A 15,361-nucleotide genomic window follows, 5' to 3' on the forward strand; every position below is an offset into this window, starting at 1 on the left:
ATTGACGCTTGCACCCACTCATTCAGCGCGGAGATGTCAAAGTTCCGCCATAGACGGGTCTTTATGTCCGAGTCTCGCCGCACTTATGCCTTTCTACGCCACTAGTACTTTTTCAGCCACCACAACAATCGGAGCCTTACCGGGCTTTTGTTACCGACACCAAGGAACACGTCATGAGCAGCATTGACACTCGGAATTATGGGATTCCGACAGAAGGATTAGGCTTCGTTGCCCAGTACTTCATTCTGCCGAATTGGGTTTCCAGCCTCAATGAAATCGATTTTGGCGCGACACCGGACGCCGTCGAGGTTGTCGAAGAACTCAATATCGAAACGTCTTACGACCCGTTTTGGGAGAATGGCGTTCGCGATTCCTTCGCCGCCCTGTACTCCGGCAATCTGAATGTGACGACACCCGGTTCCTACACGTTCTACCTGACGTCGGACGACGGATCGGCCCTCTATATTGATGGCGAGCCAGTCATCAACAATGACGGCAACCACGCAAGCACGCTGATTGCGGCGACACTTGACCTGACGGCGGGCTCACATGAAATCGAAATCCGGTATTTCGAAAGCGGCGGCGCTCAGACGCTCAAGCTGGAGTGGAACGGTCCTGACACGGACGGTGAAACGCGCCTGCTGAGTTCGGATGTCGTCGAATACGGAACCCAAGACGTTTCGGAGACCGCTGAAGAGGCTGCAGATGCGCCGGTGAATGCCGATGCTGCAGAAACGAACGATGTCGCCGATGCGAATCCCGGTCTGCAAGCCAGATTTTTCCGAATTGAAAGAGGCACCGAGAGCCTGGATGAGATTGACTTTGACGCGACACCGATCGCCGAAGACACCCTGACCGAAATTGCTTATGAAAGAAGCAAGGATGCGTGGTGGGCAGACGGTCCACGCAATCGCTTTGCCGCTGAAATTACCGGTCAGTTGGTTGTCGAAACCGCGGGCACCTACACGATCTATCTGACGTCCGACGATGGATCCGAGCTGTATATCGATGGCGAATTGGTCATTGATAATGACGGTCGCCACGCGACGAGGCTGCTGACGACCACGTTGGAATTGTCCGAAGGCGCACATGACATAGAGCTGCGCTACTTCGAGAACCGCGGTGCACAAACGCTTATGCTCGAGTGGGAGGGTCCTGATTCTGACGGTGTACGTGAGTATATCAGCGGTGACAGCCTAGCACATTCTGTTCCTGGCTCCGACGACAGTGACACGGACACTGGCGACGACACCGATCACGGGGACCATGACGACACCGACACAGGTGATGGAACCGATCAGGGCGACGACGGTGACACAGACACCGGCGACGACACCGATCACGGGGACCATGACGACACCGACACAGGTGATGGAACCGATCAGGGCGACGACGGTGACACAGACACCGGCGATGACACCGATCACGGGGACCACGACGACACCGACACAGGTGATGGAACCGATCAGGGCGACGACGGTGACACAGACACCGGCGATGACGCCGATCACGGGGACCACGACGACACCGACACAGGTGATGGAACCGATCATGGGGATGGATCCGATGATCAAACGGCCCCGCGTATTGGGCTTATGGCGCAGTTCTTCGTGTTGTCGCATGATGCAATGAGCCTGAGCGAAATCGACTTTGATGCGACTCCGGACGCTGTTGGCGTTGTCTCGGAATTCGATACCGAAGTGTCGTATGATCCGTTCTGGGAAAACGGTGCGACTGATGGGTTTGCCGCACGCTACACAGGCAAATTGAACGTTCAGAACGCTGGCACTTATACAATCTATCTGACATCAGACGATGGCTCGGCGCTTTACCTGAACGGCGAAAGGGTTATCGACAACGATGGCGCACACGCCAGTACGGTGGTTCCTGTTACCCTTGAGTTGGATGAAGGGGAACATGACCTTGAACTTCGGTACTTTGAATTGTGGGGCGCACAGACGCTGAAGCTGGAATGGAGCGGGCCAGACACAAATGGTGCGACACAGCTTATCAATGGCGAGAGTTTGACTCACACGTCACCAGACAGCGGTGACGGTACCGATCACGGTGATCACGACGACACCGACACTGGTGATGATACCGATCACGGCGATCATGACGACACAGACACCGGTGATGATACCGATCACGGTGATCATGATGACACAGACACCGGTGATGATACCGATCACGGTGATCATGATGACACAGACACCGGTGATGATACCGATCACGGTGATCATGACGACACCGATAACGGTGATGATACCGATCACGGTGATCATGACGACACCGATAACGGTGATGATACCGATCACGGTGATCATGACGACACCGATACCGGTGATGATACAGACCATGGAGACCACGGTGGCCACGGTGGAAACGACGATGTGGACCATGGCGGACCCAATATCCCGGGCACCATTCCCGAACCGACCAGCCCTGCAGAGATTGAGGCGTTTGTCGCAGCCGTGATGGCTGAGCCAAATGCGCATGCTCATGGCGGTAACGCGGGCATGGCAACCGAGCATGCGCAATTGCTTGACCTAGTTCCGCGTTCCGAGGCAACCCATGTTGCAGTATCTGATGGGGACTGGTTTGATCCGGCCACATGGTACGAAGGCCGCATCCCCGATGCAGGCGCCAATGTCCTGATTCCAAAGAATATTGCTGTTAACTACAATGGTGAAAGCGACGCGTCGCTGTTCAGTGTTCGCGTTGACGGCGGGTTGTCCTTTGCCACTGATATCGATACCAGAATGGTCGTTGATACATTGGTGGTGGATACATCGGGACGGTTGGAAATCGGTACCGCCGAAAACCCGATCGAAGCCAACGTAAATGTTGATATCGTCATCGCGAATAATGGCGATATCGACGTCGGCTGGGACCCGTCTCTGCTGTCACGCGGTGTCATTTCTCACGGCCAGGTTGAAATCCACGGCGCGGAAAAAACCGCTTTCCTGAAGGTCGCCGAGGCACCGATGACGGGCGATACGTCGATGACCCTCCAGGAAATCCCTGAAGGCTGGCAGGTTGGCGACAAACTTGTCCTCACCGGCACTCACAAAACCGGTCACTCCAGCACGGGGTTGGGTTACGTTGAAAGTGAAGACGAAGAGGTGATCATCACTGCTATCAACGGCAATCAGATCACATTTGATCGCGCGCTGGAGCATGACCACGACACGCCACGCGACGACCTTTTTGCTTATGTCGCGAACATGTCGCGGAACATCACCATCCGCAGCGAAGACGGCGACGCAACTGAGACGCATCATCGTGGGCATGTGATGTTCATGCACAATGACGACGTCGATGTTCGCTATGCTGCGTTTGAAGACCTGGGTCGGACTGACAAATCCACTCCGGCTGCGCTCAGCACTGCGGATCTGGACGTTGTACGCCCCGACAGCAATGTGCAAGGTCGCTATTCGTTCCACTTCCACCGGACCGGGACTGAGGACCAATCAAACCCGGCTATGGCCGTCGGAAACACCGTTGACGGGTCTCCGGGTTGGGGCTTTGTCCACCATTCGAGCAACGCAAACTTCTCGGAAAACGTGGCGTTTGACGTATTTGGCGCTGCATTTGTAGCTGAGGCAGGCGACGAGACCGGGACCTGGTTCAGAAACATGGCGATCCGCGCCGAAGGTACCGGCTGGGGCGATTTTGAAGTCAAGAATGCTCCGAATGTTAACGGGCAGGATACCGGGCACACCGGTGATGGGTTCTTCTTCGCCGGACGTTTGGTGGAGGCGGCTGAGAACGTTGCTGCCAACACCAATAATGGTTTCGTCTGGATGCATCGCAACAACAAAGCGGATCCGCTGGTTGAAAATCTGGATCACCCGGAAATCCGGTACGGCTCAGATACCATTGCGAACAACCACGCGCCCATTCAAGGTTTCCGCGACAACGAAGCCTTCGGCACCAACACCGGGATTACGGTCATCAAAAACGTGCCGGATCAGCAAACGCACGAATTGCGTTCTGTCTTTGACGGGTTCTTGAACTGGGAAACAGCAATTGGTGCAAGCATCCACTATACCGCGCACTACACGCTGGTTGACTTTGACCTTATCCATGAACGTGGACGCTTTGGCGATGTAGACCATGTTGGGATCAGGCTGGGTGACAACACCTACGACATGGTCATAAATGGTCTGCGCGCTGAAGGGTTCGACGTGGGCATTGAAACTCCGGCCAACTTCCTTCCGGTCCCAGGAAGCGAAGTGCGCAATGTGTTTATCGATTATGAATCGATCAACAACGGCGTGGACTTCGTCGGCTTTGATCCCAACCTGCATCAGCTTCTGACCTCTGACGATCTGACACCGGGGCGCCTGGAATTCATCCACAACGGCGACCTAAGCTTGGCGCCGGGAGAGAGCTTCAGCTTCGACGGAATCAAGACGGATTCGATCGGAACCTATGAGCGCGCCTTTACCCAGGATCCTCTGCGGCTCAACTTCGATCAGCACATCGTCCACATCATCGCCGAAGAGGGATACTATAAAACACCGGACGGTCAAAATGTCGTCCTGATTGATGACTTCCTCGTGGATCGGGCAACCGGTGAAGTTCAGAAGATTACGCATGTTGTCACGCTCGAGATGACGGATGCGCAGCTTGCGAACTACTGGGCGCTCAACGACCGTACAGATGGTGCAACATACAATGGCATCATTGATTTGAACGGAAGTGCGCCTTTCGCTCGAAATGACAGCGTCACGACCGACACCAACCAGGAAGTGCTCATTAATGTCCTCGCCAATGACACGGACTTCGACGATGATGTTCTCTCGGTGAACGGATTCACGGATCCGGACAACGGTGATGTGTACCAGCAGGAAGACGGGCGGTTGCTCTACCAGCCGAACGTGGACTTTGAAGGTACCGACAGCTTTACCTATTGGGTATCGGACGAAAACGGTGAACTTTCCGAAGCAACCGTAGTTGTCGAAGTCTGGGACATGTAAAACAAACGAGGCGGCCCAACCATTCGGCCGCCTCAACCACCCGGCGGCATATGCTGAACGTATTTGGTACGAGGATCGCATACTGCTGCAACGACATTCAATAAGCATCCTGCCGATCTTCAGACTCGCAATTGCTTGCGCCTAGCTCGCGGAACTTGCGCACAGGCAGAGATTGAGCGGCATCAGATACGCTGCACCCAGACTCAGGGCGGTTGATCGACGATCCAACCAATCTTGACGACTCTCCCTAAAGTAGAAATTTTTTGCCGCTCAAATCGTTTCGACTCTGTGCGATTGCGAAATGGCATGGCCCGGCGATCTTGCATCGATGGAACAGCGCACAAACTTCCCACTTTCCGCGCAGCCCAAAATACACGCGCCACAACAGCTCCAATCTGTCCAGGCGTCACCGCGAAGGCGAAATCTAGAGTTGTTTGTTGCGCCCCTTTGACGCGCACAATTCCGCCCAAGCTCAGCAACAAATTGCCAATAATTTCCATCGTTTTGCGGTTGTTGTGACCGTAACCATCCTTGTTGGGTATTCAACTTTTGGGCGTTTTGTGATAACAAGCGATATCGAAAAAGGCGCAGCAGGAAACTGAGGATAATTCGGTGATAGGCGCGATCTTACTGGGCATCATAGCAGGGATGTTTTCCGGCGTTGTCGTTGCGATGCTTGGGTATGGCTTATCGTTTGCTGTATTGAGTTACGTCGTGGTCGGGATCGTCGTTACAATTGTTTTTCCCTTTTTGCGAAAGTCTGCCGCAAAGCAAGAAACAAACCAAGGCAATAAAGCCAGGGCATCACTTTAGTCGCGCCGGTCAGCAAAGAAATCAACTTTCGGAACTCCTTCCACGCAAAAGATCTTTGGCGCCCGACGAACAGCCGTTCAAAAAACGATGGACTGTCACGCATGCGCTGAGCTGAGCATCGCGCGCCTGCATTTGTCAATTTGAGTCCTAGTGACCAAACAGTCGCTCAAACTTTGCTCCGGAATTATACTGAGTTTGCGAGCAGACTACGAACCGATTTCGGCAAACTCAGCGACTGCGCCGTAGCAAGGATTGCGAACGAAACCTTGCAGCCCCTGCGATCCGTGTTACCTCTTGCTCCATGGTCGATATCTTCCTGCGCACTTTACCTTTTTTTGCGATCATCGGCCTGGGATACGGTGCCGGGCGCAGTGGCTTCTTCACCGAACAGGCGACGGCATACTTAACGAAGTTTGTGTTTTTCTTTGCCCTATCGGCGATGCTGTTCCGCTTTGCCGCGACGCTGCCTTTTGACGAGATCTTCAACGGCAGGCTTGTTCTGGGTTATCTTTTGGGTACGCTCACCGTCTATGCTCTTGCAACTTTGGGTGCGTGGATGCGGGGGCTGGACATCCCGACCGCTGCCATCGAGGCGCAATGCGCAGCGATCGGAAACGTCGGATTTCTGGGGCTGCCTATGCTGGCGCTGCTGTTCACGCAGGCCGCAATCGGCCCCGTGATGCTGATTCTGGCTGTCGATCTTGTCGTGTTTTCGTCCTTGATCGTCATATTGATAAATGGTGGCCGCGATGGACGGCTGACTGTGAACACTTTCAGACTGATTGGCTTTGGCCTGATAAAAAACCCAATGATCGTGTCCATTTCTGGAGGATTGATCTGGTCAGCGCTGAACATCTCCATGCCTGACCCGTTCAACGACTTCCTGACAATTCTGGGCGGTGCGGCGACTCCGGGCGCGCTATTTGCCATCGGCGCATCGCTGGCCAGCAAGTCTGCCGAACGCGTGCAGATCGCCGCATGGCTGAGTTTCTGCAAACTTGTGATACATCCCCTTTGCATCGCAATTGTTCTGATCTGGCTCATTCCAGTCGAAACCTTTCCAGCCTCGGTCGCGATTGCCGCAGCCGCTCTGCCGGTTGCGGGAAATGTCTATATGCTGGCGGCGCATTATAATGTCGCCCCGCATCGCGCGTCAGCGGCAATCCTGCTCTCAACGATGGCCAGCATCCTGACCTTGCCATTTGTCATTGACTGGGTCGGGGGGCTTTGACCCGAAGGGGGCGAAAAATACATCGGTTATGATGCAACGGGCTTTACGCTCGCAATCAGGATCGTTAGCGATTGTGCAAACCCAATGTAAGGAAAGTGTCTGATGGAAACCGTTTCGGAAAATGCCTGTTTTGACGGAGTGCAGGGCGTGTACCGCCATGCCTCCTCGGCGTGCCTTTGCGACATGACCTTTGGTCTGTTCCTTCCCGCCGAAGCCAAGGATGGCCCAGTTCCGGTCCTGTGGTACTTGTCGGGCCTGACCTGCACGCACGAAAACGCAATGACCAAGGCCGGTGCACAGGCCTGGGCGGCGGAACAGGGCATTGCTGTTGTCTTTCCCGACACCTCGCCACGCGGCGAAGGCGTGGCGGATCATGACGACTATGATCTTGGACAGGGTGCGGGATTTTATGTGAATGCGACAGAAACGCCCTGGGCGCCGCATTTCAACATGTGGGATTACGTGGCCGAGGAGCTTCCGGCGCTGCTGGCAGAGAATTTCGCCGTTGACATGGACCGTCAGGCGATCACAGGTCATTCGATGGGCGGCCACGGCGCGCTAACATTGGCGATGAACCTGCCAGGCCGGTTCCGTTCGGTTTCAGCCTTTGCGCCGATTTCGAACCCAACGGGTGCGGATTGGGGTCGCAAGCAATTGGCAGCCTATCTTGGCACAGACGAGACGGCATGGGCCAAGCACGATTCGGCGCATTTGATGAAGGAGAAGGGTTTCGATGGACCGGTCCTGATTGACACCGGTGCCAACGACCAGTTCATCGACCTTCTGCGGCCGGAAGCGCTGGCACAGGCCATCGCGGAACGCCGCCAGCAAGCCACATTCCGGCTGCAACCGGGCTATGACCACTCGTATTTCTTCGTGTCCACCTTCATGGAAGACCACATTACCTTCCACGCCGAGGCGATTTACGGGGACTGAGGTATGAGCAAATTTGACTATGACCTGATCATCATCGGCTCGGGCCCATCGGGGCGCGCCGCAGCGATCCAGGCAGGCAAGCTGAAAAGGCGGGTCCTGGTGGTCGACCGCAAGGACCGGTTGGGCGGGGTATCCGTGCATACCGGCACGATCCCGTCCAAAACGCTGAGAGAAACCGTTCTGAACCTGTCCGGATGGCGCGAGCGCAGCTTTTACGGACGGTCCTATCGCGTCAAAGATCAGATCCGCGCCGAAGACCTGAAAGCGCGCCTGCACATGACGCTGGATCACGAAGTTGACGTGTTGGAGCATCAGTTCAACCGCAACCACGTAGAAACGCTGAACGGTCTTGCCCGGTTCGTGGGCCCGCATGAGGTTGAAATCGCAACTGACGCCGGCGAAACCACGCGCCTGACGGCTGCAAAGTTTCTGATCGCAACCGGCACCAAGACCTATCGTCCGGATTACGTCCCCTTCAACGGTAAAACCATCGTCGACGGTGACGACTTTCTGGAAATGGCGGAAATCCCCCGATCCCTGTGTGTGATCGGCGCAGGGGTCATCGGCGTTGAATATGCCACAATGTTCTCGGCACTGGATGTTCGCGTGACCCTGATCGAACCTCGCGATACGTTTCTCGACTTTATCGACAGCCGCTTGATCCACGATTTCACCCATCAGATCCGAGAGAACGGTGTTGATCTGAGGCTGGGTTCTGCGGTCGAAAAAATCGAAGATGCTGGCGGCCATGTTGAGGTCACGCTGGAAAACGGACGACATGTCCGCGCCGAAATGCTGCTGTTCGCAGCGGGCCGCATGGGGGCGACCTCGGCGCTTAATCTGGATGCGGTCGGGCTGACCACCGACCACCGCAACCGGATTGAGGTCGATCGCAAGACCTACCAAACCGAAGTGCCGCATATCTATGCGACCGGTGACGTGATCGGGCATCCGTCGCTGGCCTCGACCTCGCTGCAACAGGGTCGCGTGGCGGCGTGCCATGCGCTGGAAACGCCCACGCTGCCCGAAAGCCCATGGTATCCCTATGGCATCTATTCGGTCCCCGAAATCTCCACCTGCGGTATGTCCGAGGAGGAGCTGCAGGAACGCGGGATCCCCTATGAGGTCGGCGTGGCGCGGTTTCGCGAAACCTCACGCGGGCATATCATGGGGCTTGAGCACGGGATGCTGAAGATGCTGTTCTCGCTCAAGACCCGCAGGGTTCTGGGCGTGCAGATCGTCGGCGAGGGTGCGACCGAGTTGATCCACATTGCGCAGGCGGTCCTGAACCTGAAGGGCACGGTAGACTATTTCGTGCAGAACACGTTCAATTACCCAACGCTGGCAGAGGCTTACAAGATCGCAGGGCTGGACGCATTCAACCGGATGCCGATACCGGACGAGTTCAAGGTGCGAAAGAAACCCGCAGAAGCGCCCAAGTCAAAGGCAAAGAGCGCGTGACAACGCTGTTCGTCGATGGCGACGCCTGCCCGGTCAAGGCCGAGGCCGAAAGGGTCGCAACCCGCCACAAGGTGCGGATGGCGCTTGTGTCGAATGGTGGGCTACGCCCGTCGAACAACCCCTTGGTACAGGTCATTATCGTATCCGAGGGGGCGGATGAGGCCGACAAGTGGATCGCTGAAAGATGCGGTCCAAAGGATGTGGTGATTACATCCGATATCCCGCTTGCAGCCAAATGTGTGGAAGCTGGGGCGCGGGTGTTGCGCCCAAATGGCGAGGTATTTACCGCCGCCAATATCGGACAGCAACTGGCCATGCGCGACTTGATGGCCGACCTGCGTGCGGCCAATCCCTTAGGTTCTGGCGGTGGCGGCAAACCCTTTGGCAAGGCCGACAGATCCCGGTTTCTGGATTCACTTGAACGCGAGCTTCGCGCTGCACTTAGGGCCTAGGGCTCCCGCCCGTCCCGGTCGCATCAAAGATGCGCCCGATCCGGTTGGGCCAGGCAGCGCTTCGCGCTGCGGGTTCGAGCTTGCAACCGGCGGCAGAGATTGGTTTTTTTGCCCTATCAGGAACTCGGACACAGGATCGTATCATGACTATTGAAGCTGTTGTTTTTGACATCGGAAACGTTCTGATCGAATGGCAGCCCGAGCGTCACTATGATCGCGTTATCGGTGAAGAGCGCCGACGAGCGATGTTCGCAGAGGTCGATCTGCACGGCATGAATGATCTGGTCGATCAAGGACATCACTTTACAGATACGATCTATGAATGGGCCGAAAAATACCCGAAGTGGCGTAATGAAATCCGCATGTGGCATGACGATTGGATCGAATTGGCAGCACCTGAAATCCCGCACTCGGTTCGCTTGTTGAAAGCGCTGCGCGCGAACGGAGTGCCGGTTTTTGCTCTGTCCAATTTCGGGGTTCAGAACTTCGAATACGCCACCACCGTCTATCCATTCCTGAACGAGTTCGACCGGCAATATGTGTCCGGGCGCATGAAGGCCGTCAAACCTCATCCACCGATCTATCAGATGGTCGAGACTGATTGCGGGCTGGACCCGTCAGCCCTTCTTTTTGCCGATGATCGGCTTGAAAATATCGAAACGGCCCGATCCCGGGGCTGGCAGACCCATCACTTTGACGAGCCGCAAGGTTGGGCTGATCGGCTTGTGTCAGAGGGCTTGCTGCTGCCGGAACAAGCGATCTAGGTCACGCCGCGACCGAAGATGGCGCCCGGTTTTCTCGGATCGGAAGATGCACGATGGCGCTGAACGCTCCGATGGCGACACCGATCCACCAGACCGTTGTGTAGTCGCCATATTGATCGTACATGCGCCCGCCGAGCCAAACGCCCAAAAAGCTGCCGATCTGATGGCTGAGGAAAATGATGCCGTACAGCGTACCCATGTAGCGCAGGCCATAGAGATGCGCGACCAAACCAGATGTCAGCGGCACGGTGGCCAGCCAAAGCGAGCCCATCACCAGAGAGAACGCGATGACCGACAAAGGAGTGATCGGGAATATAATGAACAATGCGGCCGCCAGTGTTCGTCCCGTATAAACACCCGCCAGCAGGTATTTTTTGGGAAAGCGGCTTCCGGCCCACCCGGCCAACAGCGTGCCGCCAATATTGGCCAGCCCGATCAGGGAAATCGACACCGCCCCTAGCGCCGAAGTCGTCGTGATCCCGATGGAATGCAGCACCCCGCCGGGTTGAATTGGCCCACACATTTCGGTCACGAAGGCAGGGAAATGGGCGGTGACAAAACCCAGCTGATAACCGCAACTGAAAAAGCCAAGAAAGATCAAGGCATAGGATGGGTCGCGCAGTGCTTTGCCCAGAATCTGCCCCATGCTCTCTTGTAGTTCGGCTTTGCTTGCGACCTGCGGTGCTCGCATAAATGGCAAGGTCATGATCAACGCCAGAATGGCGATGGCAAATACGATGAACACCTGTTGCCAGGGCAGGAAACTCAGCAACCATTCGGCCGTGGGCGCACCAAGCACCTGCCCGAAACTGCCAGCCGCAGTTACAATGGCCAGTGACATCGAGCGATTTTCGTCCGAGGAGGCGCGACCGACAACCGCCAGAACCACACCAAACCCGGTTCCCGCAATGCCAAAACCGACCAGCCAGGCGTACATCTGATGACCAAACGGCGTCACCGACCACGCGGACAGGACCATTCCGGCTGCGTAAGTAAGCGCGCCCAGCACGATTGCGCGCCGGTCGCCGACTTTTTCAGCGATGGCAGCAAAGATTGGTTGGCCGATGCCCCAGGCCAGGTTCTGGATTGCAATGGCCATGGAAAAATCTGTCCGCAGCCAGCCGAACTCGTCCGCAATGGGGATCTGGAACACACCAAATGAGGCCCGCACCGCAAAGCTGACGGTGATGATGATGCACCCGACGATCAAGATCGGGTTCAGCAGACGTGCGGATTGTTGCATTGGGTCCTCAGCGCATTGGCAAAAAAGGACGTTAGCGGGATTTTGCACCCGGTCAATTCACGAGTTTTGACCTGCTGGATAAGCAAAATTGATGCGCGCGCCAAATGCTTGCTTTTCAACATGCAAACTGGGCGCTATGGCTCTGATATGAAGGATCTGACTTCGCTTTATGAGGCGCGCATCGCCGATGGTTCGCTGACCCGGGACACGGCGCAAGAAGCCGTCCTGCCCCATTTCGACCGTATCAGCGCAGCACTGGCGGCGCCTGTCAAACGCGGGCTTTTCCGAAAGGCTCCACCGCCGCCAAAAGGCTTGTACCTGTGGGGCGGCGTTGGTCGCGGCAAGTCGATGCTGATGGACATGTTCGTTGATACACTGGGGGATATTCCTGCGCGGCGTGTCCACTTTCACGCATTCATGCAGGAAATTCACTCGGGCCTGCACAAGGCGCGCGAAGACGGCGTCGAAGACGCCTTGGCCCCAGTCGCCGAGAAGGTGGTGAAATCTGTTCGGGTTCTGGCCTTTGACGAAATGCAGATCACCGACATCACCGATGCGATGATCGTTGGTCGCCTGTTCGACCTGCTGCACGCGGGGGGTGTCGTGGTGATTACGACCTCGAACCGGCACCCGGATGATCTGTATAAGGACGGGCTGAACCGACAGTTGTTTCTGCCCTTCATCCAGCACATCAAAGATCAACTGCAAGTGTGGGAGATGGTTTCGCCCACCGATTATCGGCAGAACCGACTGGAAGGCTCGCCGGTCTATTTTTCGCCAATCGGCCCCGAGGCACGGGCCAAGATCCGCGCCGTTTGGGATGACCTGTCCGGTGGTCCTGCCGAGCCTTTGGCGCTGCAGGTCAAAGGGCGCGAGGTCGCCCTGCCCGCCTTCCGCAACGGTGTGGCGCGCGCATCGTTTTATGATCTGTGCGGGCGCATGTTGGGCCCGGGGGATTACCTGGCTGTTGCCGAAGCCCTTAAGGTGCTGGTGTTGGAGGATATTCCACAGCTGTCGCGCAACAACTTCAACGAGGCCAAGCGGTTCGTCACCCTAATCGATGCACTCTACGAAGCGAAGGTCAGGCTGATCTGTTCAGCGGCAGCCGAGCCCGAAATGTTGTATGTCGAAGGCGAAGGCACGTTCGAGTTCGAACGCACTGCCTCACGTCTGCGGGAAATGCAGGACAAGGATTGGGGAAAGTAAAGCGCGGCACCTCGTAAGAGATCTGCAAGGGAGATACTCAGCCGTTTTTGCGCAGAACATTCCCCGCCAGATAGAGCGAGCCACAGATCAGAACACGCGCCTGCGGATCCGTTTCGATGATCTCATGCAGCGCGTCAGACACGCTGGTGGCCGTCTTTGCCGGCAAATCGACCTGTGCCGCAGCAGCGGCGGTGTCGTCGGCGGGCAAAGTGTTCATCTCTCCGGGTATCGAAACGGCGGTCAGGCTGTCCGCCTGATTTGCAAGTGGCGCAAGATAACCGGTCACATCCTTGGTATTGAGCATCCCGCAGATCATGTGCGTCGGTTTCTTAGGCAATGTCGCCAGTACATCCGCAATCGCGTGACCAGCGGCAGCGTTGTGGCCGCCATCCAACCAAAGCTCGGCCTGAGGGGCTTGCGTTACAAGCGGTCCGGTTTTCAGCCGCTGCATCCGAGCGGGCCATTCGGCCTTGGTGACCGCGGTCTCGTAGGCGTCTTCACCCAAATCCAGATGGCGCAAGACAGCCAGCGCCGCCCCCGCGTTCACGATCTGATGCGCGCCAAGCAGGTTCGGCAATGGCAGATCGCGCAGGCCAGTTTCGTCCTGATAGACAAGGCGACCGTTTTCCTTGTGGACGTGCCAATGCTGACCGTGCACCAGTAGCGGCGCACCCAGACGCGCGGCGGTGTATTCGATGACCTCCAGCGCTTCGTCTTCTTGCGGGCCAACAATGCAGGGTACACCGGGCTTGATGATCCCAGCCTTTTCCGCCGCGATCTTGCCCAGCGTGTCGCCCAGAAACTGCTCATGATCGATCGAGACCGGTGTGATCACTGTCGCGACCGGCTGTTCAATGACATTGGTGGCGTCCAAACGCCCGCCCAGACCAACCTCAAGCAGCGTAAAGTCGGCGCGCGCCCTCGCGAAAGCCAGCAGTGCTGCGCAAGTCGTAATCTCAAAATAGGTGATGTTCTCACCACCATTGGCAGCGTAGCACTCGTCCAGAACCGCAGACAAAGCAGGCTCGGAAATCAGCTCGCCTGCAAGGCGGATACGCTCGTGGAACCGAGCCAGATGCGGCGAGGTATAAGCGTGGGCCGTCAACCCGGCCCCTTCTAGCCCCGCACGGATCATCGCCTGAGTCGATCCCTTGCCATTGGTCCCGGCAATGTGGATCACGGGTGGCAGCTTGGTCTGCGGATTGTCCAGCGCAGCCAACAGGCGCCACACACGATCCAGCGTCAGATCGATGATTTTCGGGTGCAGCGCCATCATCCGGTCAAGGATGACGTCCGAATTCGCGGTTGTCATTTCTTGTCCGCGCCCTTAGCGGGTGTCGGTTCCTCTTCCGGTTCGGGCGCAGGCAAATCGCCTTTGACGGCGGGGGGCTGATTCATCAGCATGCGTGTGATGGTAATCAGCTCTTCGCGCATCTCGGTCCGCTTGGTGACACGGTCCAGCATGCCGTGGTCCAGAAGATACTCGGCGCGCTGGAACCCTTCGGGCAATTTTTCACGAATGGTCTGCTCGATCACCCGTGGTCCGGCGAAACAGATCAGCGCATTAGGCTCTGAGATATGAACATCGCCCAACATTGCGTAGGACGCAGTCACGCCACCGGTCGTAGGATGGGTCAGCACGACGATGTAAGGCAAGTTGGCCTCTTTCAGCATCTCGACCGCAACAGTGGTCCGGGGCATCTGCATCAGGCTCAGGATACCTTCCTGCATACGCGCGCCACCGGCCGCAGAAAATAGGATCAACGGGCGTTTGAGTTTTACCGCCTCTTGCGCGGCGGCAATGATGGCGTTGCCGACATACATGCCCATCGAGCCACCCATGAACGAAAAATCCTGCGCGGCGGCCACGATCGGCGTGCGTCCGATTTCACCCGTGGCAACAAGCATTGCTTCTTTTTCGCCGGTCTTCTTCTGTGCCGCCTTCATGCGGTCAGGGTATTTCTTCTGATCGCGGAAATGCAGCGGGTCATCATTGGGGGCGGGAACCGCTACCTCGGTAAAGATACCGCCGTCAAACAAGTGGCCAAACCGGTCGCGCGGCGTGATTGCCATGTGATGGCCGCATTGCGTACAAACGTTCTGGTTCTCGGCAAGTTCGCGGTGAAACAGCATCGTTCCGCATTCATCGCATTTGTGCCAAAGGTTTTCCGGCACTTCCCGGCGCGAGAAGATCGAATTGATCCGAGGGCGGACGTAGTTTGTGATCCAGTTCATGTCGGAACCTTGCTGATGCGATGTTGACGTCAAAT

General features: G+C 56.6%; 11 protein-coding genes. 7 read left to right on the forward strand and 4 right to left on the reverse strand.

All coding sequences use genetic code 11. The annotated features are described in order from the left end of the window. Positions 1 to 173 precede the first annotated feature (173 nt). Positions 174 to 4,985: a PA14 domain-containing protein gene (locus ACR0JA_RS10830; RefSeq protein ID WP_480574011.1), complete on the forward strand. Its 4,812-nt coding sequence runs from the start codon at positions 174 to 176 to the stop codon at positions 4,983 to 4,985. Between the two features lie 203 nt (positions 4,986 to 5,188). Here ACR0JA_RS10830 and ACR0JA_RS10835 read toward each other — a convergent pair whose 3' ends face one another. Continuing rightward, on the reverse strand, positions 5,189 to 5,485 hold the full coding sequence (locus ACR0JA_RS10835; RefSeq protein WP_480574014.1) for a hypothetical protein: 297 nt from the start codon (positions 5,483 to 5,485) through the stop codon (positions 5,189 to 5,191). Positions 5,486 to 6,099: 614 nt separating this feature from the next. Here ACR0JA_RS10835 and ACR0JA_RS10840 point away from each other — a divergent pair. From ACR0JA_RS10840 to ACR0JA_RS10860, 5 genes are all read left to right on the forward strand, one after another. Continuing rightward, the gene (locus ACR0JA_RS10840; RefSeq protein ID WP_480574017.1) at positions 6,100 to 7,029 is read left to right on the forward strand and encodes an AEC family transporter; all 930 of its coding nucleotides are present in this window, start codon (positions 6,100 to 6,102) and stop codon (positions 7,027 to 7,029) included. Between the two features lie 102 nt (positions 7,030 to 7,131). After that, positions 7,132 to 7,965, forward strand: coding sequence for an S-formylglutathione hydrolase (gene fghA, locus ACR0JA_RS10845; protein WP_480574020.1), 834 nt, complete (start codon positions 7,132 to 7,134; stop codon positions 7,963 to 7,965). A 3-nt stretch (positions 7,966 to 7,968) separates the two neighbouring features. Beyond that, positions 7,969 to 9,426, forward strand: a complete 1,458-nt coding sequence (gene sthA, locus ACR0JA_RS10850; RefSeq protein ID WP_480574023.1) for a Si-specific NAD(P)(+) transhydrogenase — start codon at positions 7,969 to 7,971, stop codon at positions 9,424 to 9,426. Beyond that, positions 9,423 to 9,878, forward strand: a complete 456-nt coding sequence (locus ACR0JA_RS10855) for a YaiI/YqxD family protein (protein ID WP_480574026.1) — start codon at positions 9,423 to 9,425, stop codon at positions 9,876 to 9,878. The genes sthA and ACR0JA_RS10855 overlap by 4 nt, the downstream gene beginning before the upstream one ends. A 143-nt stretch (positions 9,879 to 10,021) precedes the next feature. Beyond that, complete coding sequence (locus ACR0JA_RS10860) at positions 10,022 to 10,642, forward strand: HAD family hydrolase (RefSeq protein ID WP_480574029.1); 621 nt, start codon at positions 10,022 to 10,024, stop codon at positions 10,640 to 10,642. A gap of 1 nt (position 10,643) precedes the next feature. Here the strand turns inward: ACR0JA_RS10860 and ACR0JA_RS10865 are convergent, their stop codons facing one another. After that, a complete protein-coding gene (locus ACR0JA_RS10865; RefSeq protein ID WP_480574032.1) occupies positions 10,644 to 11,885 on the reverse strand; it encodes an MFS transporter in 1,242 nt (413 codons plus the stop codon). Positions 11,886 to 12,032: 147 nt separating this feature from the next. Between ACR0JA_RS10865 and zapE the strand changes: the two genes are divergently transcribed. Continuing rightward, the gene (gene zapE / locus ACR0JA_RS10870) at positions 12,033 to 13,091 is read left to right on the forward strand and encodes a cell division protein ZapE (protein ID WP_480574035.1); all 1,059 of its coding nucleotides are present in this window, start codon (positions 12,033 to 12,035) and stop codon (positions 13,089 to 13,091) included. Between the two features lie 37 nt (positions 13,092 to 13,128). Here zapE and ACR0JA_RS10875 read toward each other — a convergent pair whose 3' ends face one another. Further along, the gene (locus ACR0JA_RS10875; protein ID WP_480574038.1) at positions 13,129 to 14,403 is read right to left on the reverse strand and encodes a bifunctional folylpolyglutamate synthase/dihydrofolate synthase; all 1,275 of its coding nucleotides are present in this window, start codon (positions 14,401 to 14,403) and stop codon (positions 13,129 to 13,131) included. Beyond that, a complete protein-coding gene (accD, locus tag ACR0JA_RS10880; RefSeq protein WP_480574041.1) occupies positions 14,400 to 15,326 on the reverse strand; it encodes an acetyl-CoA carboxylase, carboxyltransferase subunit beta in 927 nt (308 codons plus the stop codon). The genes ACR0JA_RS10875 and accD overlap by 4 nt, the downstream gene beginning before the upstream one ends. Positions 15,327 to 15,361 lie beyond the last annotated feature (35 nt).

The sequence above is a fragment of the Ruegeria sp. AM4 genome (genome assembly GCF_056540665.1).

What these genes read in the sequence shown, in the direction of transcription:
- ACR0JA_RS10830 (WP_480574011.1), top strand. Translation starts at nt 174, where the DNA reads ATGAGCAGCATTGACACTCGGAATTATGGGATTCCGACAGAAGGATTA.
- ACR0JA_RS10835 (WP_480574014.1), bottom strand. Translation starts at nt 5,485, where the DNA reads ATGGAAATTATTGGCAATTTGTTGCTGAGCTTGGGCGGAATTGTGCGC.
- ACR0JA_RS10840 (WP_480574017.1), top strand. Translation starts at nt 6,100, where the DNA reads ATGGTCGATATCTTCCTGCGCACTTTACCTTTTTTTGCGATCATCGGC.
- fghA (WP_480574020.1), top strand. Translation starts at nt 7,132, where the DNA reads ATGGAAACCGTTTCGGAAAATGCCTGTTTTGACGGAGTGCAGGGCGTG.
- sthA (WP_480574023.1), top strand. Translation starts at nt 7,969, where the DNA reads ATGAGCAAATTTGACTATGACCTGATCATCATCGGCTCGGGCCCATCG.
- ACR0JA_RS10860 (WP_480574029.1), top strand. Translation starts at nt 10,022, where the DNA reads ATGACTATTGAAGCTGTTGTTTTTGACATCGGAAACGTTCTGATCGAA.
- ACR0JA_RS10865 (WP_480574032.1), bottom strand. Translation starts at nt 11,885, where the DNA reads ATGCAACAATCCGCACGTCTGCTGAACCCGATCTTGATCGTCGGGTGC.
- zapE (WP_480574035.1), top strand. Translation starts at nt 12,033, where the DNA reads ATGAAGGATCTGACTTCGCTTTATGAGGCGCGCATCGCCGATGGTTCG.
- ACR0JA_RS10875 (WP_480574038.1), bottom strand. Translation starts at nt 14,403, where the DNA reads ATGACAACCGCGAATTCGGACGTCATCCTTGACCGGATGATGGCGCTG.
- accD (WP_480574041.1), bottom strand. Translation starts at nt 15,326, where the DNA reads ATGAACTGGATCACAAACTACGTCCGCCCTCGGATCAATTCGATCTTC.